This window comes from Nonomuraea lactucae (assembly GCF_003313395.1).
Lineage (GTDB): Bacteria > Actinomycetota > Actinomycetes > Streptosporangiales > Streptosporangiaceae > Nonomuraea > Nonomuraea lactucae.
Map to the genome: position 1 here is coordinate 1 of NZ_QNFZ01000056.1, position 24,189 is coordinate 24,189.

At 70.9% G+C, this 24,189-nt stretch carries 22 protein-coding genes and 1 riboswitch; of the genes, 14 read left to right on the top strand and 8 right to left on the bottom strand.

The features are described 5' to 3' along the window. The coding region (locus tag DQW85_RS04195) for a condensation domain-containing protein (protein WP_240196911.1) at positions 1-1,774 on the top strand (1,774 nt) is incomplete at its 5' end. Between the two features lie 100 nt (positions 1,775-1,874). Here the strand turns inward: DQW85_RS04195 and DQW85_RS04200 are convergent. Then, entirely contained in the window at positions 1,875-3,053 is a 1,179-nt protein-coding gene (locus DQW85_RS04200) for a DUF418 domain-containing protein (protein WP_162794713.1), read from the bottom strand. Positions 3,054-3,240: 187 nt separating this feature from the next. Here DQW85_RS04200 and vioD point away from each other — a divergent pair, with 187 nt between their 5' ends. The 3 genes from vioD to DQW85_RS04215 are packed head-to-tail and all read left to right on the top strand — an operon-like array spanning position 3,241 to position 5,662. Next, entirely contained in the window at positions 3,241-4,383 is a 1,143-nt protein-coding gene (gene vioD / locus DQW85_RS04205; protein ID WP_113699100.1) for a capreomycidine synthase, read from the top strand. After that, a complete protein-coding gene (gene gntD, locus DQW85_RS04210; RefSeq protein WP_162794714.1) occupies positions 4,370-5,395 on the top strand; it encodes a guanitoxin biosynthesis L-enduracididine beta-hydroxylase GntD in 1,026 nt (341 codons plus the stop codon). Before vioD ends, gntD (DQW85_RS04210) begins: the two co-directional genes overlap by 14 nt. Positions 5,396-5,434: 39 nt before the next feature. Then, the gene (locus DQW85_RS04215) at positions 5,435-5,662 is read left to right on the top strand and encodes an MbtH family protein (RefSeq protein ID WP_113699102.1); all 228 of its coding nucleotides are present in this window, start codon (positions 5,435-5,437) and stop codon (positions 5,660-5,662) included. A 98-nt stretch (positions 5,663-5,760) separates the two neighbouring features. Here DQW85_RS04215 and DQW85_RS04220 read toward each other — a convergent pair whose 3' ends face one another. The 6 genes from DQW85_RS04220 to hppD form a co-directional block, all read right to left on the bottom strand. Next, positions 5,761-7,545: an ABC transporter ATP-binding protein gene (locus DQW85_RS04220; RefSeq protein ID WP_113699103.1), complete on the bottom strand. Its 1,785-nt coding sequence runs from the start codon at positions 7,543-7,545 to the stop codon at positions 5,761-5,763. Continuing rightward, complete coding sequence (locus DQW85_RS04225) at positions 7,538-9,391, bottom strand: ABC transporter ATP-binding protein (protein WP_162794715.1); 1,854 nt, start codon at positions 9,389-9,391, stop codon at positions 7,538-7,540. The genes DQW85_RS04220 and DQW85_RS04225 overlap by 8 nt, the downstream gene beginning before the upstream one ends. Before the next feature lie 120 nt (positions 9,392-9,511). Further along, positions 9,512-10,531, bottom strand: a complete 1,020-nt coding sequence (gntD, locus tag DQW85_RS04230; protein WP_113699105.1) for a guanitoxin biosynthesis L-enduracididine beta-hydroxylase GntD — start codon at positions 10,529-10,531, stop codon at positions 9,512-9,514. A gap of 18 nt (positions 10,532-10,549) precedes the next feature. Continuing rightward, positions 10,550-11,896 (bottom strand): aminotransferase-like domain-containing protein, encoded by a 1,347-nt coding sequence (locus tag DQW85_RS04235; RefSeq protein ID WP_113699106.1) that lies wholly within the window; start codon positions 11,894-11,896, stop codon positions 10,550-10,552. Continuing rightward, complete coding sequence (locus DQW85_RS45640; protein WP_205314869.1) at positions 11,893-12,984, bottom strand: alpha-hydroxy acid oxidase; 1,092 nt, start codon at positions 12,982-12,984, stop codon at positions 11,893-11,895. The genes DQW85_RS04235 and DQW85_RS45640 overlap by 4 nt, the downstream gene beginning before the upstream one ends. A 3-nt stretch (positions 12,985-12,987) precedes the next feature. After that, positions 12,988-14,070, bottom strand: a complete 1,083-nt coding sequence (gene hppD, locus DQW85_RS45645; RefSeq protein WP_205314870.1) for a 4-hydroxyphenylpyruvate dioxygenase — start codon at positions 14,068-14,070, stop codon at positions 12,988-12,990. A gap of 315 nt (positions 14,071-14,385) precedes the next feature. Between hppD and DQW85_RS04245 the strand changes: the two genes are divergently transcribed. The 7 genes from DQW85_RS04245 to DQW85_RS04275 are packed head-to-tail and all read left to right on the top strand — an operon-like array spanning position 14,386 to position 20,716. Continuing rightward, positions 14,386-14,640 carry an acyl carrier protein gene (locus DQW85_RS04245; protein WP_162794716.1) on the top strand — a complete coding sequence of 85 codons (255 nt, stop codon included), beginning with the start codon at positions 14,386-14,388 and terminating at the stop codon, positions 14,638-14,640. Next, entirely contained in the window at positions 14,637-15,206 is a 570-nt protein-coding gene (locus DQW85_RS04250) for a ferritin-like domain-containing protein (protein WP_113699108.1), read from the top strand. Before DQW85_RS04245 ends, DQW85_RS04250 begins: the two co-directional genes overlap by 4 nt. Continuing rightward, positions 15,203-16,867: an AMP-binding protein gene (locus DQW85_RS04255; protein WP_113699109.1), complete on the top strand. Its 1,665-nt coding sequence runs from the start codon at positions 15,203-15,205 to the stop codon at positions 16,865-16,867. The genes DQW85_RS04250 and DQW85_RS04255 overlap by 4 nt, the downstream gene beginning before the upstream one ends. A gap of 15 nt (positions 16,868-16,882) precedes the next feature. Beyond that, complete coding sequence (locus DQW85_RS04260; RefSeq protein WP_113699110.1) at positions 16,883-17,779, top strand: branched-chain amino acid transaminase; 897 nt, start codon at positions 16,883-16,885, stop codon at positions 17,777-17,779. Next, positions 17,776-18,969, top strand: coding sequence for an acyl-CoA dehydrogenase family protein (locus DQW85_RS04265; protein ID WP_113699111.1), 1,194 nt, complete (start codon positions 17,776-17,778; stop codon positions 18,967-18,969). Before DQW85_RS04260 ends, DQW85_RS04265 begins: the two co-directional genes overlap by 4 nt. Position 18,970: 1 nt before the next feature. After that, a complete protein-coding gene (locus DQW85_RS04270) occupies positions 18,971-20,185 on the top strand; it encodes a DUF418 domain-containing protein (protein ID WP_162794717.1) in 1,215 nt (404 codons plus the stop codon). A 15-nt stretch (positions 20,186-20,200) separates the two neighbouring features. Then, positions 20,201-20,716, top strand: a complete 516-nt coding sequence (locus DQW85_RS04275; RefSeq protein ID WP_113699113.1) for a hypothetical protein — start codon at positions 20,201-20,203, stop codon at positions 20,714-20,716. 50 nt (positions 20,717-20,766) lie between these two features. On the opposite strand, the gene DQW85_RS04280 is transcribed toward DQW85_RS04275, so the two are convergent. Then, a complete protein-coding gene (locus tag DQW85_RS04280) occupies positions 20,767-21,633 on the bottom strand; it encodes an MBL fold metallo-hydrolase (protein ID WP_113699114.1) in 867 nt (288 codons plus the stop codon). A gap of 128 nt (positions 21,634-21,761) precedes the next feature. On the opposite strand from DQW85_RS04280, the gene DQW85_RS04285 reads away from it, so the two are divergent. The 3 genes from DQW85_RS04285 to DQW85_RS04295 all read left to right on the top strand — a co-directional run. After that, the gene (locus tag DQW85_RS04285) at positions 21,762-22,619 is read left to right on the top strand and encodes an aldo/keto reductase (protein WP_113699115.1); all 858 of its coding nucleotides are present in this window, start codon (positions 21,762-21,764) and stop codon (positions 22,617-22,619) included. Positions 22,620-22,782: 163 nt separating this feature from the next. Continuing rightward, complete coding sequence (locus tag DQW85_RS04290) at positions 22,783-22,983, top strand: DUF5302 domain-containing protein (protein WP_113699116.1); 201 nt, start codon at positions 22,783-22,785, stop codon at positions 22,981-22,983. Positions 22,984-23,147: 164 nt separating this feature from the next. Further along, a riboswitch (cyclic di-AMP (ydaO/yuaA leader) is annotated at positions 23,148-23,283 on the top strand. A 200-nt stretch (positions 23,284-23,483) separates the two neighbouring features. Continuing rightward, positions 23,484-24,189 (top strand): hypothetical protein (locus DQW85_RS04295; protein ID WP_240196913.1); only part of this gene is annotated, 706 nt, incomplete at its 3' end.

Below are 24,189 nucleotides of genomic sequence, written 5' to 3' on the forward strand. Positions count from 1 at the left end.
GGCCATCCCCGTGACCGCCAACGGCAAGGTCGACCGGAAGGCGCTGCCGGCCCCTGACCCCAGCCTGGAGCAGGCGGTCGAGTACGTGCCCGCGCGCACCGACGTCGAGGCGGCGCTCGCCCGGATCTGGGCGGAGGTCCTGGGGGTCGAGCGGGTCGGCCTGCACGACAACTTCTTCGAGCTGGGCGGCGACTCCATCCTCAGCCTGCAGATCATCGCCCGGGCCCGCGCCGCCGGCCTGCAACTGAAGATCGCCGACGTGTTCGGCCACCAGACGATCGGAGAGCTGGCGCTCGTAGTGGAGCAGGGGGCGGGCGAGGTGCTCGCCGAGCAGGGCACAGTGTCCGGGCCGGTGCCGCTCACCCCGATCCAGCACTGGTTCGCCGGCCACGACATCGCCGAGCGCGACCACTGGAACTGGGCCGGCCTGTTCGAGCTGGCTCCCGGAACCGACGCCGCCGCGCTGTCGCGGGCGTTCGACGCCCTCGTCAGCCACCACGACGCGCTGCGCATCAGGTTCGCCTATGACGCGGAGCAGGGCGCCTGGGTCCAGGCGAACGCCCCTCGCGAGGACACGCCGATCTTCTCGGTCGTCGACGCCGCCGCTCTCGGGCAGGAAGAGCTGGAACGCACGGTCGAAGCGCGGATGACCGATCTGCAGACGTCGCTGAGCCTGGCCGACGGCCCGCTGCTGCGGGTGGCCTGCTTCGACCGCGGCGACCGGCCCGCCTGGCTCGGGATCATCGTCCACCACCTCGTGATGGACGTGGTCTCGTGGAACGTCCTGCTGGAGGACCTGCACCTGGCGTACGAGGCGATCGCCGCCTCGGGCGCCGCCGACGGGGCGCTGGCGCCGAAGACGACGTCCTTCCAGCAGTGGGCCCGGCAGTTGCCGGTCTTCGCCGAGTCGCCGGAGGTCAAGGCCGAGCTCCCGTACTGGATCGACCAGCTCGACACCGGGTTCGCCGTGCCGCTGGACATGGCCGGCGACAACAGCGAGGCGACCACCGACGTGGTCGAGGTCTACCTCGACCCGGACACCACGAGCGCGCTGCTCACCCGCGCCAACAGGGCGTACGGCACGCAGACCGTGGAGATCCTGCTGGCGGCGTTCGCCCGGACGCTGGCGGAGTGGGCCGGGACCGGCCAGGTCACGATCGACCTGGAGAACCACGGCCGCGAGGCGGTGGCCGACGGCATCGACCTGTCGCGCACGGTGGGCTGGTTCACCTCCGTCTACCCGGTCGTCCTGTCCAGCCCCGACGTCGGGGACCCGGGACAGCTGCTGAGGGGGGTGCGGGACCGCCTCCGCGCCGCTCCGCACCGGGGAGTGGGCTACGGCGCGCTGCGCCACCTGGCCGACCCCGGTGACGAGGGGGTGCGCCGTCTCCGCGAGCTGCCGGGGCCGCAGGTCAGCTACAACTACCTGGGCGGGTTCGACGCGGTCGAGGACGACGCGGTCGGCCTGCTCGCCCGGGAGCTGCCGGGTGACCTGTGCGGGCCGAGCCTCGGCGAGGACCAGCCCCGGGCGCACGTCCTGCAGATCGAGGCGTCGCGCAGCGGCGACGGCGGGATGGTGTTCGAGTGGAACTACAGCACCGCCCTGCACCGGACGGAGACCGTCGAACGGGTGGCGGCGAGGTACGTCGAGTCTCTGCGGCGGCTGGTCGAGCACTGCCTGGCGACGGACGAGCGGCAGTCGGACGAGCGGCAGTCGGACGGGCGGCAGGCGGATGAGCGGGGGGCGGACGAGCGGGGGGCGGACGCCGACTAGAAAACAATCCCAGGGGGCGGACGAGAACAGCGCGAAAACGCCGGGCAACAAAATAGAGCGCGCATCCCGAGAAATGCGCGCTCTATTTACGCGTGCTCGTTCAGCGGCGCATGTCAGCAAGCCGCCCATAAGTGGCGGAGCGCAGCACCCATTCGACCGGCCCGTAGCGGAAGCGGCGCGTCCACCAGGCGCTGCAAAGGACCTGGAGAACGCAGATCACCGCCGTGACGCCGAGAATTCCGAGCGGCGGCACCCGGCCGGCCAGCGCGAGGCCGTACCCGGTGAAGAGAAGGCACATCAGAACCGACTGCATGAGGTAGTTGGACAGCGACATGACGCCGGCCGGCGCCAGGACCCGCAGCACCCGGCTGCCGCGCCGCGACATGCGCAGCAGCGTCGCGGCCAGGAAGGCGACGAGGAACGGCGCGCCGAACGTGCCAGCCAGCCCGGGGATCGACATGAAGTCGCCGTCGCTCACCTCCACCCACGCCAGGGCCACCGCCGTGGGCACGCCGACGGCGAAGCCGATGAGCTGGATCCGGGGCAGCCACCGGTCCAGGACCTCGTCGTTCTCCAGCCACCGCGCCCGGCCCGCCGCGTAGCCCAGCAGGAACACGGTGAACATGGACGGCACCTCGAGGAACTGCAGGTAGAGGTCCTCGACCGCGAACGTGCCGAGGTTGAAGGAGACGTAGTCGAGACCACCGGCCAGGGTGGCCGCCAGCGCGGCCCGCGCCTCCTCGGTCATCACCGGCGCCGCCGCCTCGGGTTCGGCCGTGAGCACGTTGAACCCCTGGTAGAGCAGGGCCAGCGTGGCCAGGGAGAGCGCCAGGATCAGCGCCGTCCTGGCCCGGATGCCGTGCAGCGCCAGGAGCAGCAGGCCGAGCAGGCCCCACAGCATCAGGATGTCGCCCCGCCAGAGGAAGACGAGGTGCGCGGCGCCGATGGCGATCAGCGTCAGCAGCCGCCTGAGTGTCCGGGGCACCACGCTGGCCCCCTCGGCCTGCGCCCCCGCCAGCTGCAGGCTGAAGGAGTAGCCGAACAGGAAGGCGAACAGCGTCAGGAAGGTCAGCAGGCCGGCGCCGGTGATGAAGCCCTCCACGGCGGTGTCCACCGGCCCGGTGAACGATCTCACGCCGAACACCCGCCCGGGGTCGGCCAGGTCGAGCATGTTGACTGCCAGGATGCCCAGGACCGCGAATCCGCGCAGCCCGTCGATGTCAGTGATTCTGGTCGACGCGGCGGGCTTCGCCCCGCCGGTCCGTGCCATCGCGTCCATTGCCGTCCTTCGCTTTGCGGATCGAAGAGCAATTGTGGAAAACGTACTACGCGGGCCGGGCCCGGAAAAGGGAGAGAATCGACGCCCCGCGCTCTTCAGGAATCGCCCGTTTCTGCATACCATTTAACTGCCGCTGTGCAGCGGCCGGTCACAGAGAAATGGAGCCACACGAAATGACAGCCGGCGCATGAGATACGAATCCGCGGCGCTCGAGGACTGGATGCGGCACTACTACTTCTCGGTGGACTTCGACATCGGCAGCAGTGGCGTCGAGGATTACTCGGTCGCCGATCTGCGGAAGCTGCTGGACATCGACTCGTCGGAGTTCGACGAGATCGTGCTGCGCGACAGCACGACGCTCGGCGGAGAGGAGGTACGGGCCGCGATCGCGGACCAGTGGGGCAACGGCGACCCCGACTGGGCGATGGTCACCCACGGGGCGAGCGAGGCGATCTACCTCGTGATGAGCACGCTGCTCGACCCGGGCGACGAGATCGTGGTGCTCGATCCCGCCTACCACACCCACCACTCGATCGCCCGCACGCTCGGATGCACGGTCGTGCCGTGGCGGATGGACGCGTCCGACTCCTATCGGGCGGACTTCGACCTGCTCAGGACGCTGGTCGGGCCGCGCACCAAGGCGATTGTGGTCAACTTCCCGCACAACCCGACCGGCGCCTCGCTGACCGCGCGGGAGCGGGACGAGCTCGTCGGCATCGCCGCGGACTCCAGCGCCTACCTGGTGTGGGACCAGGCGTTCCGCGAGCTCACCTACGGCGAGGAGCCGCTGCGCGACCCGGTCCTGGACTATCCCCGCGCGATCTCCATCGGCACGCTGTCCAAGGGGTACGGCCTGCCGGGGCTGCGCGTCGGCTGGTGCATCGCGCACCCCGACGTGCTGCACGGGACCTTCGACCTGCGCGACCGCACGACGCTCCACCTGTCGCCGCTGGTCGAGTTCCTCGCCTGCCGAGTCGCCAGGGGCGCCGACCGGCTCCTCGCCGGCCGCCTCAACCAGGCGGGCCACAACCTCGGCCTGCTCCGGGAGTGGTCGCGGCGGAACGCCGACCTCGTCGACCTGGTCGAGCCGCGTGGCGGGGTGACCACATTCCCGCGGCTCATCGGCTTCGTGGACACCACGGACTTCTGCCACGATCTCGCCCGGCGCCACCGGGTGCTGCTCGTCCCGGGCGTCTGTTTCGGCGACCCCCAGCGTGTCCGGCTCGGCTTCGGCGGCCCGACGCGCGCCTTCGAGCGCGGGCTGGACGAGCTGGGCCGCGCGCTCCGCGGACACCACGACCACCAGGGTGCGGACCATGTTCAGAGTTGAGCTCTCCACCACCGACGTCGCGGCGATCGGATCGCTGGTCGACGAGCTGACGGCCTCCTACGACTCGGTCGAGGACCCGGAGTTCGTCGGCAACGCCGCCATCCACGCCCACGAGCTGCCACGACATCTACGGACCCAGCTGAACCACTTCCGCCTCACCGAGCCGGACGCCCTGTGCGTGATCGGCGGGTACCCGATCGACGACGAGCGGATCGGCCCCACCCCGGCGCACTGGAAGCACTGCATCGGGAGCCGGGCCACGCTGCGCGAGGACTTCTACTTCTACCTGTGCTCCGCCCTGCTGGGCGACCCCATCGCCTGGGCCACCCAGCAGGACGGCCGGCTCATGCACGACGTGATGCCGATCAAGGAGCACCGGCTGGAGCAGCTCGGCTCGGGCAGCGAGGAGCTGCTCACCTGGCACACCGAGGACGCCTTCCACCCGCTGCGGACCGACTACGTCGGCCTCATGTGCATGCGCAACCCCGACGGGATCGAGACGACCTGCGCGTCGATCGACGACATCGAGCTCACCCCCGAGGTCGCCGAGATCATGCGGCAGGAGCGGTTCCCGATCAGGGCCGACAGGTCCCACCTGCCGCAGAACCGCGGCGAGCGGGCGGCCGACGAGGAGACCCAGTGGCTCCTGGACCGCAGCTACGACTGGATCATGGGGCTGGAGGAGAACCCGGAGCCGATCGCCGTGCTCTTCGGCCATGCCGAGCAGCCGTACCTGCGGCTCGACCCGTACTTCATGGAGGAGCCGGGCGCCGCCCCCGAGGCGGCGGCGCTCCAGACGCTCATCAAGGAGATCGACGCCGCCATCACCGGGTACTCGCTGGAGCCGGGCGAGATCCTCTTCCTCGACAACTACCGGGCGGTGCACGGGCGCAAGCCGTTCAAGGCCAGGTTCGACGGCACGGACCGGTGGCTCAAGCGGCTGAACGTCGCCCGCGACCTGCGCAAGTCGCGCGCGAGCAGGCGCCACGCGGACTCACGGACCATCTACTGAACGACCCGACTCCCTGAACGACCCGAAAGGATACATCGCATGAACGCCTTCGACGACCCCGACGGCCGCTTCCTCGTGCTGGTCAACCACGAGGGGCAGCACTCGCTCTGGCCGTCCTTCCTCAAGGTGCCCGACGGATGGACCGTCGCGCACCCCGAGGACAGCCGCCAGGCCTGCCTCGACTACGTTAACGAGCACTGGACCGACATGCGGCCCAAGAGCCTCGTCGAGCAGATGAACGCGAGGGCCTCCGCCAACGCCGGCTGACCGGCGACAGCGGAGGGGGCCTGCCGGTAACGGCAGGCCCCCTCTTTTTCGCGTCTGCTGGGGTCAGCGGCAGGCGCGAAGCTCAGCGGTCTCCTGGGTCAGCGGTAGGCCCGGGACTGCAGCTCGTACAGCTCGGCGTAGAGGTCGCCGCGGTTCATCAGCTCCTCGTGGCTGCCGACCTCCCGGACGCGGCCCTGCTCCAGGACGACGATGAGGTCGGCCATGCGCACCGTGGAGAACCGGTGGGAGACGAGCAGCGTGACCGCGCCGTGCTGCCGGCCCGAGCGGGCCGCCTCGGCGAACCGTTCGAACAGCGCATGCTCGGTCTGCGGGTCGAGCGCCGCCGTGGGCTCGTCGAAGACGACGAGGAGCGGGTCGGAGCGCAGCAGGCCGCGGCCCAGGGCGAGCCGCTGCCACTGGCCGCCGGACAGGTCCACCCCTTCGGTCCAGGTGGTGCCGAGCTGCGTGTCGAGCCCCTGGGGGAGCGCGGCGACCACGGTGTCCGCGTCGGCCCTGGCGAGGGCGCCGTTGAGGGCCTCGTCGTCGCCGATCTTGGCGGGGCTGGCGACGCCCACGGTCTCCCGCGTCAGGAACTCGAACTGCGCGTAGTCCTGGAACGCCGCGCTCACGCGCTCCCGCCACTCCTCGGTGGGGATGCGCCCCAGGTCGACGTCGTCCACGAGGATCTGCCCGCCGTCCGGCTGGTAGAAGTCGCACAGCAGCTTGACCAGGGTGGTCTTGCCCGCGCCGTTCTCACCGACGAGGGCCACGACCGCCCCGGCCGGCAGGTGCGCCGACACGCCGTCCAGGATGGGGCGCTCCACCCCCGGATAGCGGAACGTCACGTCGATCAGGTCGATGCCGTGCTCCAGCCCGGCCGGGGCCGGTGCCGGATCGGCCGGCTCCTTCGCCGCCGACTCGGCGTAGCGTTCCAGCCAGATGAAGCGCCGCGCCTGCTTCAGCACCCACAGGAAGTCGCCGCCGTAGCCGACGGAGCTCGCGATGACGCTGCCCATCTCCAGGGCCAGGCCGACGACGAGCGCGACGTCACCGGGCGTCGCCCGCCCGTTCAGCGCGAGCGTGAGGACCAGGGTGATGGCCCCCACGAACCCGGCGGCGTTGATCAGCGCGTCGATGGACTTCAGCCTCGCCGCCCGCCAGTCCGCCTCGTTGCGGGCGTTCAGCACCTCGTCGGAGACCTCGTGGTGACGCCGGACGATCTCCCCGGTCAGGCCGAAGATCCGCAGTTCCTTGCCGGCCGACGCGGTCGTGCCCACGTCGTACAGGTGGCGGCGGAGCCGCTCGGGCTCGCTGGTCTCCTCCTGGGCCTCCACCCGGATGTCGTTGGCCTTGCTGCTCAGGTACATCGACACCAGGGCCACCAGCGCCAGCGCGAGCAGCGCGGGATGCACCCTGGCCAGCATGACGGCCGTGGTGACCAGGCCGATCAGCGCGGCCGCGAAGCCCGCCGAGGCGTTGGTCATCTCCGCCAGGCTCTCGCGCTCCTCCCGGAGCCGGTACACCTGGTCGAGATACTCGGGCCGCTCGTGGTGGGCCAGGCCGTGGATGCCGCCGATCAGGCTCATCAGCCTGCGGTCGGCGAGCGCCTGGGTCCGTTCGATGACGGTGAACACGCAGTGGGCGTTGTACGACATGGCGACGATGAGCGTCGCCGTGGCCACGCTCAGCACCGTGCCTGCCACCAGCGCCAGCCGCAGGTCACCGGCCGCGGCGGCGTCGATCAGCAGCTTGACGCCGTAGGCCATGAACGGGCCGACGAGGCCGAGGGCGATCTCGGTGAGGATCTGGAACGTCGCGTGCCACGGCGCGGCCCGGAAACCGAAGCCGATCGTCGTGGCGAAAGCGCGCAGCGTGTCACGCATCCGTGCCTCCTTCGCCGGACACCACGGAGTCCGTGCGGAATCGCTCGGCCTGGAGGTTGAACATGTAGGAGTAGTGGCCGCCCAGTTCGAGCAGCTCCTCGTGGCCGCCGTCCTCGGCGACCACACCGTCCCTGAGGACGACGATCCGCTCGGCGCGGCGCACCGTGGAGAACCGGTGCGAGATCAGGCAGGTGGTGAGCCCTTCGGTGAGCTCCAGGAAGCGCTCGTACAGGTCGGCCTCCGCGCGCACGTCCAGCGCCGCCGTCGGCTCGTCGAGCACCAGCACGCGGGCGCCGGCCTCCACGGCGAACATGGCGCGGGCGAGGGCGATCCGCTGCCACTGCCCGCCGGACAGGTCCACCCCGTTCTCGTACTCCCGGGAGAGCACCGTGTCCCAGCCGTGGGGGAGGGCCTCGATCACGTCGAGCGCGCCCGCCCTGTCCGCCGCCAGCCGCATCTTGTCCAGGTCGCCGGCGTGCTCCGGCGCGCCCAGCCCGATGTTGTCGCGGACCGGCAGGTGGTAGCGGGCGAAGTCCTGGAACAGCACGGCGACCTGCCGCCGCCACTGGGCCGGGTCCAGGGCCGCCAGGTCGGCGCCGTCCATGGTGATCCGGCCCTGCGTCGGCTCGTACAGGCCGCTCAGGAGCTTGACCAGGGTGGTCTTGCCGGCGCCGTTCTCGCCCACGATGGCCAGCGAGCGGCCCGCCTCGATGTCGAGGTCGAGCCCGGACAGCACCTCCCGTTCGGCCCGCGGGTAGCGGAAGGTGACCTGCTCGAACCGGATGCCCTCCCGCGGGGCGGTGTCCGCCACCGCCGTGAGGGCAGCGCGGGGCTCCCGCGGCCGGTTCTGGAGCAGGCGCCGTTCGAGGGTGAGGAGCTTCGGCACCGTGACGGACGCGTACGACAGGTAGAAGTGCTCGTCGCCAAGGGCGTAGGAGTTGGCGCCGATCAGCGCCTGCACGAACACGGCGAGGGCGCCGAGCTCCAGGTCACCCCGGACCGCCGCCCAGCCCAGCAGGCCGTACGAGAGGGCGTTGATGGCGAGGATGGTTCCGCTGGAGCCCAGCACCGTGGCGGGGCGGGGGCGGCGCGCCTCGCGCACCGGTGTGATCGCCGCCCGCCAGGTGCTGTCGAAGCGCGAGATCAGCCAGTCGAGCATCCCCCACACGCGCACCTCCTTGGCGGTGGGCGTGTTGAGGGCCAGGTCCCGGGTGTATTCGGCCCGGCGCAGCTCGGTGCTCTGCTTGTAGCCCTCCTGGCCGATCCTGGCGTAGTCGCGCTGCATGCGGTACACCACGACCGGCCAGAGGACCAGCCACAGCAGCCCGAGCCACCACTGGAACGCGAACAGCACCGCCGCGGAGCCGAGCGCCCGCAGCCAGTCGGAGAGCACCTGTGGCAGGGCCTCCACGGTCTGGCTCGGGCGGTAGGCACTCATCCCGAGGCCGCGCACGATCCGGATCTCGTCCTGCACGTCCGGATCCTCCAGGTGGGCGATCCCGCCGGGGCGGTTGACCGCCGAGAGCACCCGTTCCTGGAGGTACCGATCCAGATCGCGTCCCAGCGTCGAGGCCGTGGCCGCCATGATCGGGCCGATGGCCCGCTCGACGACCACGAGCACCCCGATCGCGATCAGCGTCGTGATCGCGGCGCCGGCCTCCGCCGACGCGGGCCCCGCCTCGGCGGCCGAGACGATCTGGCCGATGAGCAGGCCCGTGAGCACCGCGATCACGATGGGCAGGCCCGCCGTCAGCACGATGCAGACCCCGAGCGTCCACGTGCGCGCTCGGCCCACGTCGGGCAGGACACGGAGAACCATGAGAATGCCGCGCGCCGTCTCCGGCATCCGCCGGCGGGCATCTCCCTGATGTGTGGACTCACGCACTTCGGCAGGCATAGGTGAAAGTCATCCTCTTGTCGTGGTGCGCTCAGCGCAAGATCAGCACGGTGCTGATTCAGGCCGGTGCTAGATCAGCCGCGCCGTCGCGGCGCCACGCTTGGCGCGTGACTTCCTCATGTCGGTGGTCACGCTCACGCGCTTGAGCCAGCGGTCCCGCCCGTCGTACGACGCCGTGAACGGGCGCCGTCCGTGCGCGAGCCGGTGGTTGTTGATGACGAGGATGTCGCCGGGCTCCAGGGCCACGTCGTGGACGCTCCTTTCCATCAGGTCCTCGATGGCGCGGAAGGCCTCCGCAGCTTCGGGGTTGTCGTCCGGCACCTCCATGAAGTACGGATCGATCCTGATGTACGGCGCGTTCCTGTCGCCCCACAGCACGGCGACCCGGACGTCGTCCTTCTTCAGCCTGTCGATCTCGCTGAACATGTCGCCGTCGGACTCCGAGATGATGTTGTTCACCGCCAGGTGGGAGTCGTCGGGACGGATGATGAAGTTCTCCTGCATCAGGATGTCCACGTGCGCGCTGTCGAGCTCGTCCACATCGATGTCGGAGATGATGGACGCGATCCCCCTGGGGTTGCGCAGGCAGCCCAGCAGGAGGAAGTCCGCGCGCCACGGATGGAACGCGTCCTCGGTGTGCAAGGTCAGCAGTTCGGTGCTGCCCACGCCCATCTGCTCGGTCTCATAGCCCTTGATGGGGAAGATGTCGTGGACCAACCGGCCGTCCTGCTGAGTGCGCCACGCGAACGGCTCCCCCAGCAGGGCGCCGTGCAGCAGCAGGAGGATCTCCTCCGGGAACTCCGGTGACGGGTCGGGGCGATCCCGCCAGTGGGGCGGCGTGTCGCCGATCCGGGAATCGTCCACCCGCAGGCCCCGGATGACGCAGTAACCCAGCCGGTCATCCAGGGCAAACGACCGGAGATACCTGCGCTGATCGACCGGCAGCTCGGCGGCGAGGATGGGCAGCTCCCTGAGCAGCTCCTCGTCCTCCGGCCCGTTGTACTGCTCGGCCAGTTTCAGAGTCAGGCTCTCGATGGAGCGTGCCTCTTCCTCGGGGACCACGTATACCGGGTCGCGTGCAAACGTCATGATCGTTCCCTTCCTTCGTTATCGAAACCGGTCGCCCGAGTCCGCTATGAAGGCGGACAGGCGGTCCAGCCCGCGATCGATGTCCTCGGTGTTCAGCGAGCTGCACGAGAGCCGGAGCTGGTTCATGCCGGACCGGCCGTCGTAGAAGTGGTGCATCGGCACCCAGAGGACCCCGTGGTCGCGCGCGCACCGCTCCAGCAGGTCGTCGTTCACCGTGAACGGCACGGTGAGCACGACGAAGAATCCGCCGCCCGGGGTGTTCCAGCTCACCCCGCTTCCGGGCGGGAAGCGCCGCGCCAGGCCGTCCAGCAGGTGCCGGAGGTTGCGCCGGTACACCGCCTTCTCGGCGGCGTTGGCGGCTGACAGGCTGAATCCGCTCTCCAGCAGCCGGCCCCCCACCGCGGCCTGGGCGAAGGGGGGCGTGTTCACGGTCAGCATGCTCTTGATCTTCGAAAGCTGGTCGGCGAGGTAGCCGCCGCGCTCGCTCTTGCCGTCCCAAACGAGCTGGTCGGCCACGACGAAGCCGACGCGGGCGCCGGGGAAGCACGACTTGGCGAACGAGCCCAGATAGACGACCCGGCGCCGGGTGTCGAGCGACTTCAACGTCGGCAGCCGCTCGTCGCTGAGGGAGAACAGCCCGTACGGGTTGTCCTCCAGCAGCAGGAGGTCCTCGCGTTCGGCCAGTTCGAGCAGCCGGTGCCGGGTGGCCGCCGGCAGGCTCAGCCCCGACGGGTTGGAGAAGTCGGGGACCAGGTAGAGCGCCCGTGGCCGCCTGCCGTCCGCGCGTGCCCGGTCGATCGTCGCCTGGAGGTCGGCCAGGTCGACGCCGTGGGCGCCGCCCGACACGCCGAGCACCGGCATGTCGACCAGCCGGGCCGCGCCCGTGATGCCGACGTACATCGGCGACACGGCCAGCAGGACGTCGCGCTCGTCGGCGCGCAGCGCCCGCAGCACCAGGTACATGGCCTCCTGGCAGCCCACGGTGACCACGATGGCGTCGGGGTCGGCGCTGATGTCCTCGTCCACGGCCAGGTTGCGGGCGATCAGGTCGTGGATGAAGCCCTTGGTCCGGCCGTACTGGAAGATGGTCCGGACGACCTGGGCGGGTGTCTGGCCGAGCTCGGTCTCCAGGTGCGCGCAGAAGGTGCGTACGTGCCGGTGCAGGTCCTCCAGGTCGTAGAACTCCTCGAAGGGGCGCCCGGCGGCGAACGACACGGCCTCGGGGAAGCGCGAGACCAGCTCGTTGAGCAGGTTCATGCCCTCCAGCGCCGGGTCGCTGAGCGAGCCGTGCAGGTGCGCGGCCAGCAGGTCTGCGAGCGGCGGCTCGGCACCGGGGCGGTGGTCCTCGTCGACGTCTCCGATCATCGTGCTCCTCTCCAGGTGACGCGGAGCCCGCGGGCCGCGGCCAGGTCCGGGCAGCCGGCCAGCGCCAGCACGCTGGCGAGCTCGTCCCGGAGGATCGTGACGACCGCCTCGACGCCCCGCTCGCCGTCGGCCGCGAGCCCCCACAGGACCGGCCGGCCCACCAGCACTCCGGCGGCGCCCAGCGCGAGGGCCTTGAGCACGTCCGCGCCGCGGCGCACGCCGCTGTCCAGCAGGACCTGGCACGAGTCGCCCACCGCGTCGGCGATCGCGGGAAGCGCCTGGATGCTCGGCGGGGCGCCGTCGAGCTGCCTCCCGCCGTGGTTGGACACGACCAGCGCGTCCACCCCGTGCTCGGCAGCCAGCGCCGCGTCGCGCGGGTCGAGCACCCCCTTGAGCACCAGCGGCAGGCTGGTCCGCTCCCTGACCCAGGCGACGTCGCGCCACGTCAGCGTGGGGCTCATCAGCGCGCCGGTGTGCGCGGCGATGGCCGAGGCCCCCGCCTCGCCGGTGTGGGCCACCCGCTCGTGGGGATCGGCGATGTTCGCGGCCACCACCGTCTCAGGGAGGCTGAAGCCGTTGCGCATGTCACGCAGCCGCCGCGCGAAGGGCGGGCAGTCGACCGTCAGCATGACGGCCTGGTAGCCAAGGCCCTCCGCGCGACCCAGCAGGTCGAGGATCTGGCCGCGGTCCCGGAGCCAGTAGAGCTGGAACCAGAGCGGGCCGCCGACGGCGGCCACGTCCTCCAGCCGGCAGCTGCTGAGAGTCCCCACCGTCAGCGGGATGCCCAGGGCCTTGGCGGCCCGGGCCACGGCCAGCTCGCCCTCCGGATGCGCCAGCTTGTGGTAGGCGATCGGCGCCACCGCCACCGGCATGGTCGCGTCCGTGCCGAGCAGCCGCGCCGACATCGCGGGCGCCGCGACGTCGACGAGCGTCCGCGGGGTCACGAAGACCTCGTCGAACGCGGTCCGGTTGGCGCGGAGGGTGACCTCGTCGCCGCTGCCGCCGGAGAAGAAGTCCCAGATCTCCGGTGGCAGCGCCTTGGCGGCGGCCCGCTCGACGTCGCTGATGGTCAGTGGAGGCCCCGGCATGACTCAGGATCTCTGCCGTGACTGCTCGAGCTCGACGGCCTCGTAGAGAGCCTTGATGTTGCCGCTGCCGAACGTCGTGGCGCCCGCCCGCTCGATGACCTCGAAGAAGTACGTGCGGCGCGGCGTGGCCGGCCGGGTGAACGACTGGAACAGCTCGCCGTCGTGGTCCTCGTCGGCCAGGATGTTGAGCCGCTGCAGCTCCGCCAGCGTGTGCCGGGTGACGTTGAGCCGGGCGTCCACGAGCTCGTAGTAGCTGGCCGGCGGATCGAGGAACTCCACCTCCCGGTCCTTCAGCGTGCCGACCGTCCCCACGATGTCCTCGGTGGAGAAGGCGATGTGCTGCACCCCCGGACCGCTGTTGGCCTTGACGAACTCGTCGACCTGGCCGGGCGCGCCGCCCTTGTGGCCGGGCTCCAGCAGCACCAGGGTGACGTCGCCGGCGGCGTTCTGCACCACCTTGGAGTCCATGACCTGGTCGCCCACCACGGTGTGCTCGGCGAAGATCGTCTCAAAGCCCATCACGGTCTCGAAGAAATCGACGTGCGGATCGAGGTCACCCGACGGCAGGCAGACCGCGAAGTGGTCCAGCACCTCCAGGCCCGTGCCGCCGGCGCCCGCGGGCGCGGCGGGCGCGAGCCAGGGAACCGCGCCGCCGTCCGCCCCCTCAGGGAGCTGCACGAACCTCAGCACCACGTCGCCGAACGCCTGGACGGAGGCGGCCACACCGCCTCCCAGCGGCGCCGGCTCGGCCACGGGACGCGCCCCGCGCGAGACGGCCTCCTGGAACGCCGCCCGGGCGTCGTCCACGCGCAGCCCGATCGCCGCGACCCCGTCGCCGTGCTCGTCCACGTATTCGGAGACCGGATGCGCGGGTGTGGAGGCGGAGGTGAAAACGAGGGTGATAGTGCCCTGCCGGATGGCGACGGACCGCTCCGGGCCGTCTTCGCCGGGGTCGCTGGCCCCGGCGGTCTCAAATCCGTACCGGGCGGCCATGTCGCCGGCTGCGGCGCCGGCGTCGGCCACATAGAATTCGACGTGATTTAATCGGGCGGCGTTCAAAACGCCATCGCCTGACACTTCCCGCATCGTCTCCTCCGCCGTGTCCAGTTGTTACCGCGGCGCCACGCTATGGACGGCGCTTTTCAGTCGCATTTCAGTCGGCTGTCGGGCTGTGGCGCGGTCGCTCGGCTGTCGATGAGCCGCTTGACCAGCGAGGCGGCGAGGCCCGGCGGCCCGCACGATAAGGCGCGCGCCTTTCAACCACCTTTCACCGGGCTGTCCGATCGGGGCTCCGGGCGAAAAAAGTCCATATAGAAAGAGCGGCCGGGAAGTGTCTTGACCCGCGCCACTCTCTATGGAACTCTGTGCCTGAATTGGTCATCTATGCGAGGAAGTCGGGACATGACCGAAGGAGAGGCAGTCGACCTCGTTTCCAAACTGATTAGCCGAGGGCGTTCGATCCCGCTCAGGGATATCTCTCCGGAAACCCATCTGGTTTCGGATCTGGGCTTGGATTCGCTGGACGCGGCCGAACTGCTCGCGGCGCTGCACGCCGAGACGGGAAAGCAGCTGGATTTCACTTCCATGGAGGACTTTCAGACGGTCGGCAGTGTCGCGAAGATCCTGCTAGTCAGCCTGGAGGAGAGCGACGCATGATCACTCATGACATTCCGCAGGACGAGTTGGAGCCCATGTGGCTGCTGAACCAGTACCGTGCGGCCGAGGTCCACGGCGCCGGCGTCATCCTGCGGCTCAGCCGGCTGGCCGACAGCCTGCAACTGCGCAACGACCTCAGCAGGCACCTGCGTGACGAGGCCGTGCACGCCTGGCTCTGGACCAAGGCCATCAACGACCTCGGCGGCGACATCGTCGAGGTGGACGAGCCCTACCAGACGCGGCTGGCGAGCCACTTCGGCATCCCGCGCACGCTGGACGAGATGCTCGCGCTCACCTGGGTCTCCGAGCGCCGCGGGGTCGAGCAGTACGTGGAGCATCTCGACGTGCGGGAGATCCCGTCGGTCATCCGCAGGACGCTGCGCGGCATCATCAAGGACGAGAACTGGCACGTCTCCTACATCCAGGAGGAGCTGGAGCGCCGGGCTCTCGCGGACCGCAAGGTCCAGGACATCATGGACCGGGCCTTGGTCGCGGACCAGCGGGCCGTCGAGGAGCTGAAGGCCGAGGAGGCCGCCGTCGGCGCGCAGCCCGGCCGGGTGACATGACGGCCTCGGCGCCGGAGACCGACCGCCAGGAGACAGGCACCCTGGAGAACGGCGGGGAAGTGACGGTCCTCCAGGGGCCCGACTACCCAACTGAGCACCTCAGCCTGGAGGAGATCGTCAGGCCCTTCCGGGGCACCCGGCTGGGCCTGACCGTCGTCGACCGGCAGGCGACCACCCGCCTGACCTACGCGAAGCTGGCCGCGCGGGCGGCCTCCACGGCCTACCGGCTGCGGAGGGCAGGGGTGACACCGGGCACCCCGGTCGCCATGACCGTCAACAACGGCCTCGACTCCATCACCGCGGTGATGGGCATCTGGATGGCCGGCGGCTGCGTCGTGTCCGTGCCGCCGCCTCCCCGGGCGGCGGCGCTGCAGAGATACCTGGACAACTTCGTCCCGGTCCTCGACGCGATCGGCAGCCCGTTCTTCGTCTCCGACGGGGACTCCACGGACCTGCCCGTGCCACCCGGGGCCAAGACGCTGTCCTTGGTGGAGCTGACCGCGCCCGATCACGAGCGGCACGCGGTCCCGGAGGCGGCGATCCCGGACAGGGCGCTGATCCAGTTCACCTCCGGCAGCATCGGCGCGCCCAAGGGCGTGGTCCTGCGCGGCGACCAGCTCGCCGGGCACCTCGCCATGATCACGACGCACATGGAGCTGGAGGTCGACCGCGACCGCGTGGTCTCGTGGCTGCCGCTCTACCACGACATGGGGCTCGTCGCCATGTTCCTCAGCGGCCTGGCCAGCCGGGCCGAGATGGTCATCGCCGCGCCCAGCACGTTCGCGGGCAAGCCGTCGAGCTGGCTGACCACCCTGTCCCAGGCGCGGGCGACCATCACCGCCGCCCCCAACTTCGCCTACCGGCTGGCCGCCTCGGTGCCGTACGAGGAGGGGCTGGACCTGTCGCGCATGCGCACCGCTCTCAGCGGCGGCGAGCGGCTGCACTGGCAGACCCTGCTGGACTTCCACGCGGTCGCGGGGCCGCTCGGATTCCCGTGGGAGGCGATCCGGCCGAGCTACGGCCTGGCCGAGGGCATCGTGGGCAGCACCAGCCGCCCGCTCTTCGGCGGCCCGACGCAGGGGCCGGGCGGGCACGTCTCGCTCGGCGCGCCCCTCGGGGGTGTGCGGCTGCGCGCCGAGACCGGCGGCGAGCCGGCGCCCATCCACCTCGCCGGCGACTGGCTCTTCGAGGGATACCAGACCGCCGAGGGGTTCGTGCCCCGGCAAGGGGAGTGGTGGGACACCGGCGACGCCGGGTTCGTCCACGACGGCGAGCTGTACGTGCTCGGCCGCCGCGACGAGGTCATCACCCTGGCCGGGCGCAACATCTTCGCGGAGGACGTCGAGGCCGTGGGCCACGACGTCGGCGGGCCCCGGGTGGGGGCGTGCGCCGTCTTCCGCGACTCCATCGACAGCGGCCGGTTCTCCATGCTGGCCGAGGTCGATCACGCACTCGTCACCTCGCCCGACGAGGCCACCGCGCTGGCGCGGCAGATCCGCTCCGCCGTCACCGACACGCTCGGCACGCGCCTCACGTCGATCCGGATCGTCCGGAGGGGCACCATCCCGCGCACCACCTCCGGGAAGGTCCAGCGGGCGCAGTGCCGCGCGCTCCACAGCGACGGGCAGCTCGACCGGCGGACCGTGGCCGAGCTCACGTAAGGAGGCACGTCTTTCATGAACAGCAAATCGGTCTGGCTCGACGGCGAGCTCGTGGCATGGGAAGACGCGACCGTCCACGTCAGCACCCTCGGCCTGCACTACGGGATCGGGTTCTTCGAAGGCATCCGCAGCCACGCCACGGACCGGGGAACGGTGGTCTTCCGGCTCACCGACCACCTGGAGCGGCTGCGGAGGTCGGCCGCCATCTACGGCGTGCCCTCGCGCTTCTCGGTGGAGGAGCTGAAGCGGGCCTGCTTCGACGTCGTCCTGGCCAACGGCTTCGGCGACTGCTACCTGCGGCCGATCATGTTCCTCGGCCAGGGAGCCGACCCGCTGGCGGCGCCGTTCCACACGGCGGTGATGGCCTTCCAGCACGGCCCCCTCGTCGGGGCGCCGGAGACCGGCGGGGTCAAGGCCAAGATCTCCAGCTTCCACCGGATGACCGCCAACTCCCTGCCGCCCGCCGCCAAGGCCACCGGCCAGTACCTCAACGCCATGCTCGCGCAGACCGAGGCGAGGGCGGCCGGCTGTGACGAGGCGATCCTGCTCAACAAGGACGGGTACGTCGCCGACGGCTGGGCGCACAACGTGTTCGTCGTGCGGGATGGAACCCTGCTGACCCCGCCCGCCACGAGCGGGGCGCTGCCCGGCATCACCCGCGACTCGGTGCTCACCCTGGCCGCCGAACGGGGGGTGCCCACCCGGGAGGCCGACCTCGTCCGCAGCGACCTCTACCTCGCCGACGAGTGCTTCCTCACCGGCACGGCCGCGGGCGTTGTCCCGGTCCACTCCGTCGACGGGCGGCCCATCGGCGGCGGGACCCGGGGGACGATCACGTCCATGCTGACCGCCGATCTGCACGACGCCGTGCACGGCACGGGGCACCCGGCCTGGCTGGAGCCGGTGGCGTGATTTCGGAGAGCGACTTCCGGGCCCAGATCCGCGACATGCTGTCGGCGTACGACGAGAAGGACTTCGAACGCTGGGAGCAGGAGCGTCACCTGCCCAGGGCGGTCCCGGCCGCGCTGGGCGCCGCGGGCCTGTTCAGGCGGCGCTGGGAGCACGGCCCCGAGGGCGGGCTGCCGCGGCTGGTGGCGATGTGCCAGGAGCTCTGCCAGGCCAGCAGCGGCCTCGCCCTCGCGACCATGGGGCACAGCGAGATCTTCATCGGCGCGCTCCACTGGCTCGCCGGCGGGCCGCGCCAGCTCGGCCTGCTGGAGGAGGCGCTCGACGGGCGGGCCATCGGCTGCTTCGGCGCCACGGAGGAGCAGAGCGGGTCGAACCTCGTCAACGTCCAGACGACCGCCGTGGCCGAGGACGGGGGCTGGCGGCTGACCGGGCGCAAGCGCTTCATCTCCAACGTGGGGCGGGCCGACTACATGGTGGTGCTGGCCAGGATGGACAGCCCCAGCCACGTCGCCGACCTGAGCCTTTTCCTGCTGCCGCTCGACCACCCGGGGGTCAGCGTCGACGGGTTCTTCGAGACGATGGGGCTGCACGCCTGCGACGTCGGGCAGGTCACCTTCGACGCGAAGCTGCCCGCCGACGCGCTGCTGGGCAACCGCGGCATCGGGCTGCTCTACGCCACGCACCTGCTCCAGTTCGAGCGGCTGGCCATCTGCGCGCAGCTGATCGGCACGGCGGACGTCGCGCTGCGCCTGGCCGTGGCCTACGCGCGCCGGCGCAGCCTCGGCGAGCAGCGCGTCATGGACAAGCAGGCCGTCCGGCACCGGCTGGCCGCCTGCCGGGCCGAGCTGTGGAACCTGGAGAGCCGGCTCGAACACCTCGTCGCCGGCGCCCAGCGGGACAGGCGGATGCCCGCGCACGAGATCTCGGCGCTCAAGCTCACCGCCGGCGAGAGCGTCTGCCGGATCATCGACACGACCATGCAGATCCTCGGCGCCCGCGGCTACACCAGGAACTTCCCGCTGGAGCGGCTCTGGCGCGACGCCAGGCTGTCACGGCTGGGCGGCGGGACCGACGAGGTGCTCTCGGACATGGTCGCCTCGGGACTCGACCGGCACGACCCCCACTTCGACGACCTCGTCAGCCGGCTGAGGACGAGCGACCTGCCGCACATCACGGTGATGGACGGGAACTGAATTGACTGCGACTACGCAAGCCCACCCGTTACCCAGGGGGAGGCTGCTCGGCCTCGACGTGGTACGGGCGATCGCCATCCTGGCGATGATCTATGTCCACATCCTGCCCACCGGCTGGTTGGTCCCGATCCTGCCGCCCGCGCAACCCTCGGGCGTCCTCGACTGGCTGGCCCACAACCTGCCCACCCGCCCGATGAGCCTGTTCGTCGTCTGCGCGGGCGTGTCGGCCGCCCTGATGACGGGCGGCCGCAGACCGCCCGAGGGCCACAGGCTGACGATGGCGCGTCGCCGGCTCGCGATGCGCTCGGCCGCCCTCCTGCCGTTCGCCCTCCTCATGGACTGGCGGGGCGAGCCGATCCTGCTGTGGTACTGCGTGTGGTTCCTGCTGCTCCTGCCGGTGCTCAAGCTGGGCGCGCGCACCCTGATGATCGCCGCCGGCACGCTGGCCGTGGCCAGCCCGGTCGTCACGCTGCTCGTGCTGAACCTCGCGGGCGACTTCGCCAGGGAGTTCTACACCTACCCCTCGGTGACGGGCTTCGCCCTGCTGGTCAGCCCGGCCGAGTGGCCGTCCTGGGCGCTGTTCTACCTGACGCACCCCCAGGCGCTGTACGCGCTACCGCTGCTGCTGGCCGGCATGGCGGCGGGCCGGCTCGACCTGCACGACCACGCGATCCGCCTGCGGCTGCTGACGTTCGGCCTCGCCGCGGTCGTGCTGTCCTGCTTCGTGTCCTGGCTCGTCGCCACGCCGCTCGGCGGACGCGAGCTCCTGCACGGCCAGGGCGTGCCGGGCCAGCCGGGCACCGGCTCGGTGCCCGCGCTCGCGCTGCTGATGGCGCCGCCGCACCAGCTCTACGCCATGAGCATCCCGATGGTGGCGATGAGCATCGGCATCGCGGCCACCCTGCTCGGCGGCTTCCTGATCGTGATGGACCGCCCGGCCTGGCAGCGCGTCCTCTGGCCGATCGCCGCCACCGGGAGCCTCGCACTCACCTGCTACGTGGGCCACTTCGCCCTGCTGATCCCCTTCGGGGAGCCGCCCCTGTCGTTCCACCTGTACGTGAGCTTCTTCGCGTTCTTCGTGCTGTTCTCCACGACCTGGCGGCAGTGGGGCCGGCGGGGACCGCTCGAATGGATCGTGCACCGGGTCATCACCCTCGCCGTGCGGGACCGTCCGCTGCCCCGCCCCGCGCCCGCCGTGGTGGCGCAGTCCGACTGAAAGGAGACGCCGGCATTGTTCAGCACCAACCGCAAGCTCGCGACGACCGCCCTGTCCGGCGTCGCTCTCGTCGCCATCGTCGGGCAGGCCCTGGCGTTCGGGTACGAGTTCAAGGCCCCGTACCGGTGTGACGTCCCCCAGGCCGGTCAGCTGGAGGGCACGGTCACCGGCTTCCTGACCATCACCCCCGCCGCCATCTCGGCCGGCACGCCGGTGCGGATCATCCTCGCCCTGAAGGCGCCCATCGACACGCCCGTGGAGATCGGGAACTGGAAGGGGAGCATCGACATGGACCTGACCGGCCCGGAGCCGACGACGCTGCGGCTGACGGCGGCCGGCACGCGCTATCGGGCCGGAGAGATCATCGGCGTGCAGCTCGAAGGGACGTGGACGCCCGGCAAGGCGGGCACGTACGAGCTCTACGCGGGCAAGGCGACCGTCGAGGCCGACGCGGCCGGCGTCGGGAGGGTGAGCGTGACCTGCACGCCCGACTCGCCACGCCCGGTCGCCGAGACGCTCACCGTGAAGTGAGCCCGCCGGGTCCGTGACCTGCGTGCGGGAGCCGGTGCTTCGCCCTCGCCTCAGGCGGGGGCGAAGCCGTACCCGTCGGCCCGCTTCTCCAGGTAGCCGCCGGCGGGCAGGTTGAAGTGGGCCGGTACGACCCGGACCCGCGTGTCCGCGTACCGGGCCAGGAAGGCCTCCCGGGTGGCGGTGGCCCGCCGCGCGCCGTGCTCGGAGACGATGTGCCAGCCGGGCCGGGCGAACTGGTAGGCGACGTGGAACAGGTCGCCGGTGAAGACGGCCTCCTCGGAGCCGGACGTCACGTGCAGGCCGCAGTGGCCAGGGGTGTGGCCGGGCAGCGGCTCGACGCGCACCGCGTCGTCGATGGCGAAGCCCGGCCCGACCAGGCGATGACGCCCGGCCGCCACCACGGGTAGCACGCTGTCGGCGAAGGAGTCGTGGCCGTGCGCGCCGGGCGGCACCGCGGTCCAGTGGTCGTACTCGGCGGCGACGAAGAGGTAGGTGGCGTTCGGGAAGGTGGGCACCCAGGCGCCGTCCACCAGGCGGGTGTTCCAGCCGACGTGGTCCTGGTGCAGGTGGGTGCAGAAGACGTAGTCCACGTCCGCGGGCCCGACCCCGGCCGCCGCCAGGCCGTCCAGGTAGCCGGTGTCCAGCAGGTGGGCGTACGGGTCCAGCAGGCGCTCCTTCTGGTTGCCCCAGCAGGTGTCGAGCACGATCACGCTCCGCGGCGTGCGCAGCACGTGGCTGCGGAAGACGAGCAGCGGGTGCCCCTTGGGGGTGAACAGCGCGGGCGGGAACCGGTCCCGGAGGGCGTCGAGCCGGTCGGCCTCACCGTCCAGGCCGCGGAACGCCAGCGGCACCGGCACCGGCATGTCGGTCTCGACCACCTCGGTCACGCTGACCGCCCCGACCTGGAACGTCGCCATGCGCCTGCTCTCCCTCGTCGGCTCCGGGCACTCACCGTAGATCCGGAACCGAGCTGCAAACAAGCCCTTGCTTGGTATCCCCGTGCGCGCCCTTCTCCCTCGTGCCGGACACGGTGGAGGATTGGGGTATGAACACGCGACTTCTTGGACACATCACCGTCAGCGCCGTCGGCCTCGGGGCCATGCCCATGTCGGTGGCCGGGCACATGCCGGACGAAGGCCAGTCGATCAGGACCATCCACGCGGCGCTCGACGCGGGCGTCACGCTGATCGACACCGCCGACGCCTACACGCCCACGGCCGAGGAGGTCGGCCACAACGAGCGGCTGGTGGCCAAGGCGCTGGCGAGCTGGGGCGGCGACGCCGGCGCGGCGCTGGTCGCGACCAAGGGCGGCCACACCCGTACGGCCGGCGGTGGCTGGGACGTCGACGGCAGGCCGTCCTACCTGGTCGAGGCGTGCGAGCGGTCCCTGAAGGCGCTGGGCGTGGAGGCGATCGGGCTCTACCAGCACCACAGGCCCGACCCCGCGGTGCCGTACGAGGAGACGATCGGCGCCCTGCGCGGCCTGCTGGACGCGGGCAAGATCCGGATGGCGGGCATCTCGAACGCGAACCCCGACCAGATCCGGCTCGCCCACGGGATCCTGGGCGGGCGGCTGGCCTCCGTCCAGAACGAATACTCGCCGCGGTTCCGCACCAGCGAGCCCGAGATCGACCTGTGCGAGGAGCTCGGCGTGGCATTCCTGCCCTGGTCGCCCCTCGGCGGCATCGGCCGGGCGGGAGGGCTCGGCGACCGGCACGGCGCGTTCGCCGCGGTCGCCGCCGAGCGGGGCGTGTCGCCGCAGCGGGTGTGCCTCGCGTGGGAGCTGGCCCGCAGTCCTGTGATGATTCCCATCCCGGGGGCCAGCAGGCCGGAGAGCGCCGTCGACTCGGCCGCCGCGGCGGACCTCGTCCTCACTCCGGAGGAGCTGGAGATGCTGCCCTGACCTGCTTTGCCGTTCCATGACGTTTTGCATTCCCGGCTCGACCCGCTTTTTGGGACGGCCAGTGGATCAGCCTGGTGTGTGTCCCGATTGCGGGCACTGCCCGTTTCGCGCCATGAGCAGGGGCGTGCGAAGCTTTGGATGTCCCCAACACCAGGAGGTCCTCATGACCGAATCACCGGAACCGGAAGTCAGCGAAACACCCGAGGACGAGATGAAGCGCAAGTTCCGTGAGGCGCTGGAGCGCAAGCGTGCCCAGCAGGCGGGCTCGGGCGCGGGTGACAGGGGCGCCGACCCATCCAAGATTCACGGGGCGCACGGACCGGCCGCGAGCAAGCGATCCTTCAGGCGGAAGAGCGGCGGCTGAGGCCGGGATTCGATGAGGGGGCACGGCATGCCGTGCCCCCTCTTTCTTTGCCGTCATAGGTAGATCTTCGCCCGATTCATGGGCTTTCCTTTGCACTTGTCCGAATTGCGGGCTAGAGTCAACCGCGTTACCAGCCAGTGACCTGCCCTTCACAAGGAAGCGGCGACTGGCCGGCGCCGAATCCCGCGCACGCGGGAACCGGGGACCCACCTCTTGGGGTGAGTCCGACCGCTCAGGTCGGTAGGGCATCTCCACGCCCGAACCCGTCAGCTAACCCGGTAGGCGAGATGGAGAGGACACCTTCCCAGATGCACTACCGCGTACCCCCCGACTGCGTAGCGTCATCCGCCGCCCTCTGAGCGGCCACCTTACCCAGACTTTTTCGCGCTCCCGCGCGTAGCGACCGTTCGGCCTGCTGCCCGGCTACGCCCCCTGAGTGAGCGCTGCCCCCAGTTACCCAGCAAAAGGACCCCACAGCTCCCATGTCTGTCCGATTTGGCATGCGTTCGATCGCCTTGTTCACCGCCACCGTAGCCGGTGCCCTGACCATCGGCGGCACGCCCGCCCACGCCGACGTCCCCGAGGACAAGCAGGTGCTGCTCAAGGGCGCCACCACCGCCTCGTACTTCTGGGACGACAGCTCCGGCCGCGCCGGTGACACCGGCCTGCCGGCGAGCGGCAAGCCCATGCAGAAGGGGATGGCCGCCAGCCCGAGCTGGCCGCTGCTGACCGAGGGCTATGTCATCTACAAGGGCAAGACGATGCCCTTCTTCGTCGGTGACCGCGGCCCGGGTGAGCCGTCCAGCAGGGGCGTCATGCTCGACCTGGACGCCAAGACGTTCGCCGACCTGACCGGCGGCACGTTCAACTCCAGCTCGCTGCACGTCGACGGCAACGGCGGCCAGGGCCACATCAAGGTGCAGTACGTCATCACCAAGTGGGGCAAGGGCCCGGGCAAGAAGAACTACCCGGCGCCGTTCGCGACACGTGCGTACGCTCGCATCGACCACAACCCGGCCAAGCCGCCGCAGGTGTCGGTCAAGAAGGCGGCTCCCGCCCCCGAGGACTCCGCGCCCGCGCAGAAGGCCGCCGACGCCGCCAAGGCCGCCGACGCCGGCAAGGCCGGCGGCTCCGGCAAGACGCTCCAGGTCGCTCCCGCGGCCGACGTCCGGCCGGCGGACGCAGCGACCGAGCCCGTGGCCGAGG

What these genes read in the sequence shown, in the direction of transcription:
- DQW85_RS04285 (WP_113699115.1), top strand. Translation starts at nt 21,762, where the DNA reads ATGAACACGCGACTTCTTGGACACATCACCGTCAGCGCCGTCGGCCTC.
- DQW85_RS04235 (WP_113699106.1), bottom strand. Translation starts at nt 11,896, where the DNA reads ATGATCGGAGACGTCGACGAGGACCACCGCCCCGGTGCCGAGCCGCCG.
- DQW85_RS04260 (WP_113699110.1), top strand. Translation starts at nt 16,883, where the DNA reads ATGAACAGCAAATCGGTCTGGCTCGACGGCGAGCTCGTGGCATGGGAA.
- DQW85_RS04290 (WP_113699116.1), top strand. Translation starts at nt 22,783, where the DNA reads ATGACCGAATCACCGGAACCGGAAGTCAGCGAAACACCCGAGGACGAG.
- DQW85_RS04220 (WP_113699103.1), bottom strand. Translation starts at nt 7,545, where the DNA reads ATGCGTGACACGCTGCGCGCTTTCGCCACGACGATCGGCTTCGGTTTC.
- DQW85_RS04280 (WP_113699114.1), bottom strand. Translation starts at nt 21,633, where the DNA reads ATGGCGACGTTCCAGGTCGGGGCGGTCAGCGTGACCGAGGTGGTCGAG.
- DQW85_RS04225 (WP_162794715.1), bottom strand. Translation starts at nt 9,391, where the DNA reads ATGCCGGAGACGGCGCGCGGCATTCTCATGGTTCTCCGTGTCCTGCCC.
- DQW85_RS04255 (WP_113699109.1), top strand. Translation starts at nt 15,203, where the DNA reads ATGACGGCCTCGGCGCCGGAGACCGACCGCCAGGAGACAGGCACCCTG.
- DQW85_RS04250 (WP_113699108.1), top strand. Translation starts at nt 14,637, where the DNA reads ATGATCACTCATGACATTCCGCAGGACGAGTTGGAGCCCATGTGGCTG.
- vioD (WP_113699100.1), top strand. Translation starts at nt 3,241, where the DNA reads ATGAGATACGAATCCGCGGCGCTCGAGGACTGGATGCGGCACTACTAC.
- hppD (WP_205314870.1), bottom strand. Translation starts at nt 14,070, where the DNA reads ATGCGGGAAGTGTCAGGCGATGGCGTTTTGAACGCCGCCCGATTAAAT.
- gntD (WP_113699105.1), bottom strand. Translation starts at nt 10,531, where the DNA reads ATGACGTTTGCACGCGACCCGGTATACGTGGTCCCCGAGGAAGAGGCA.
- gntD (WP_162794714.1), top strand. Translation starts at nt 4,370, where the DNA reads ATGTTCAGAGTTGAGCTCTCCACCACCGACGTCGCGGCGATCGGATCG.
- DQW85_RS04245 (WP_162794716.1), top strand. Translation starts at nt 14,386, where the DNA reads ATGACCGAAGGAGAGGCAGTCGACCTCGTTTCCAAACTGATTAGCCGA.
- DQW85_RS04215 (WP_113699102.1), top strand. Translation starts at nt 5,435, where the DNA reads ATGAACGCCTTCGACGACCCCGACGGCCGCTTCCTCGTGCTGGTCAAC.
- DQW85_RS04200 (WP_162794713.1), bottom strand. Translation starts at nt 3,053, where the DNA reads ATGGACGCGATGGCACGGACCGGCGGGGCGAAGCCCGCCGCGTCGACC.
- DQW85_RS45640 (WP_205314869.1), bottom strand. Translation starts at nt 12,984, where the DNA reads ATGCCGGGGCCTCCACTGACCATCAGCGACGTCGAGCGGGCCGCCGCC.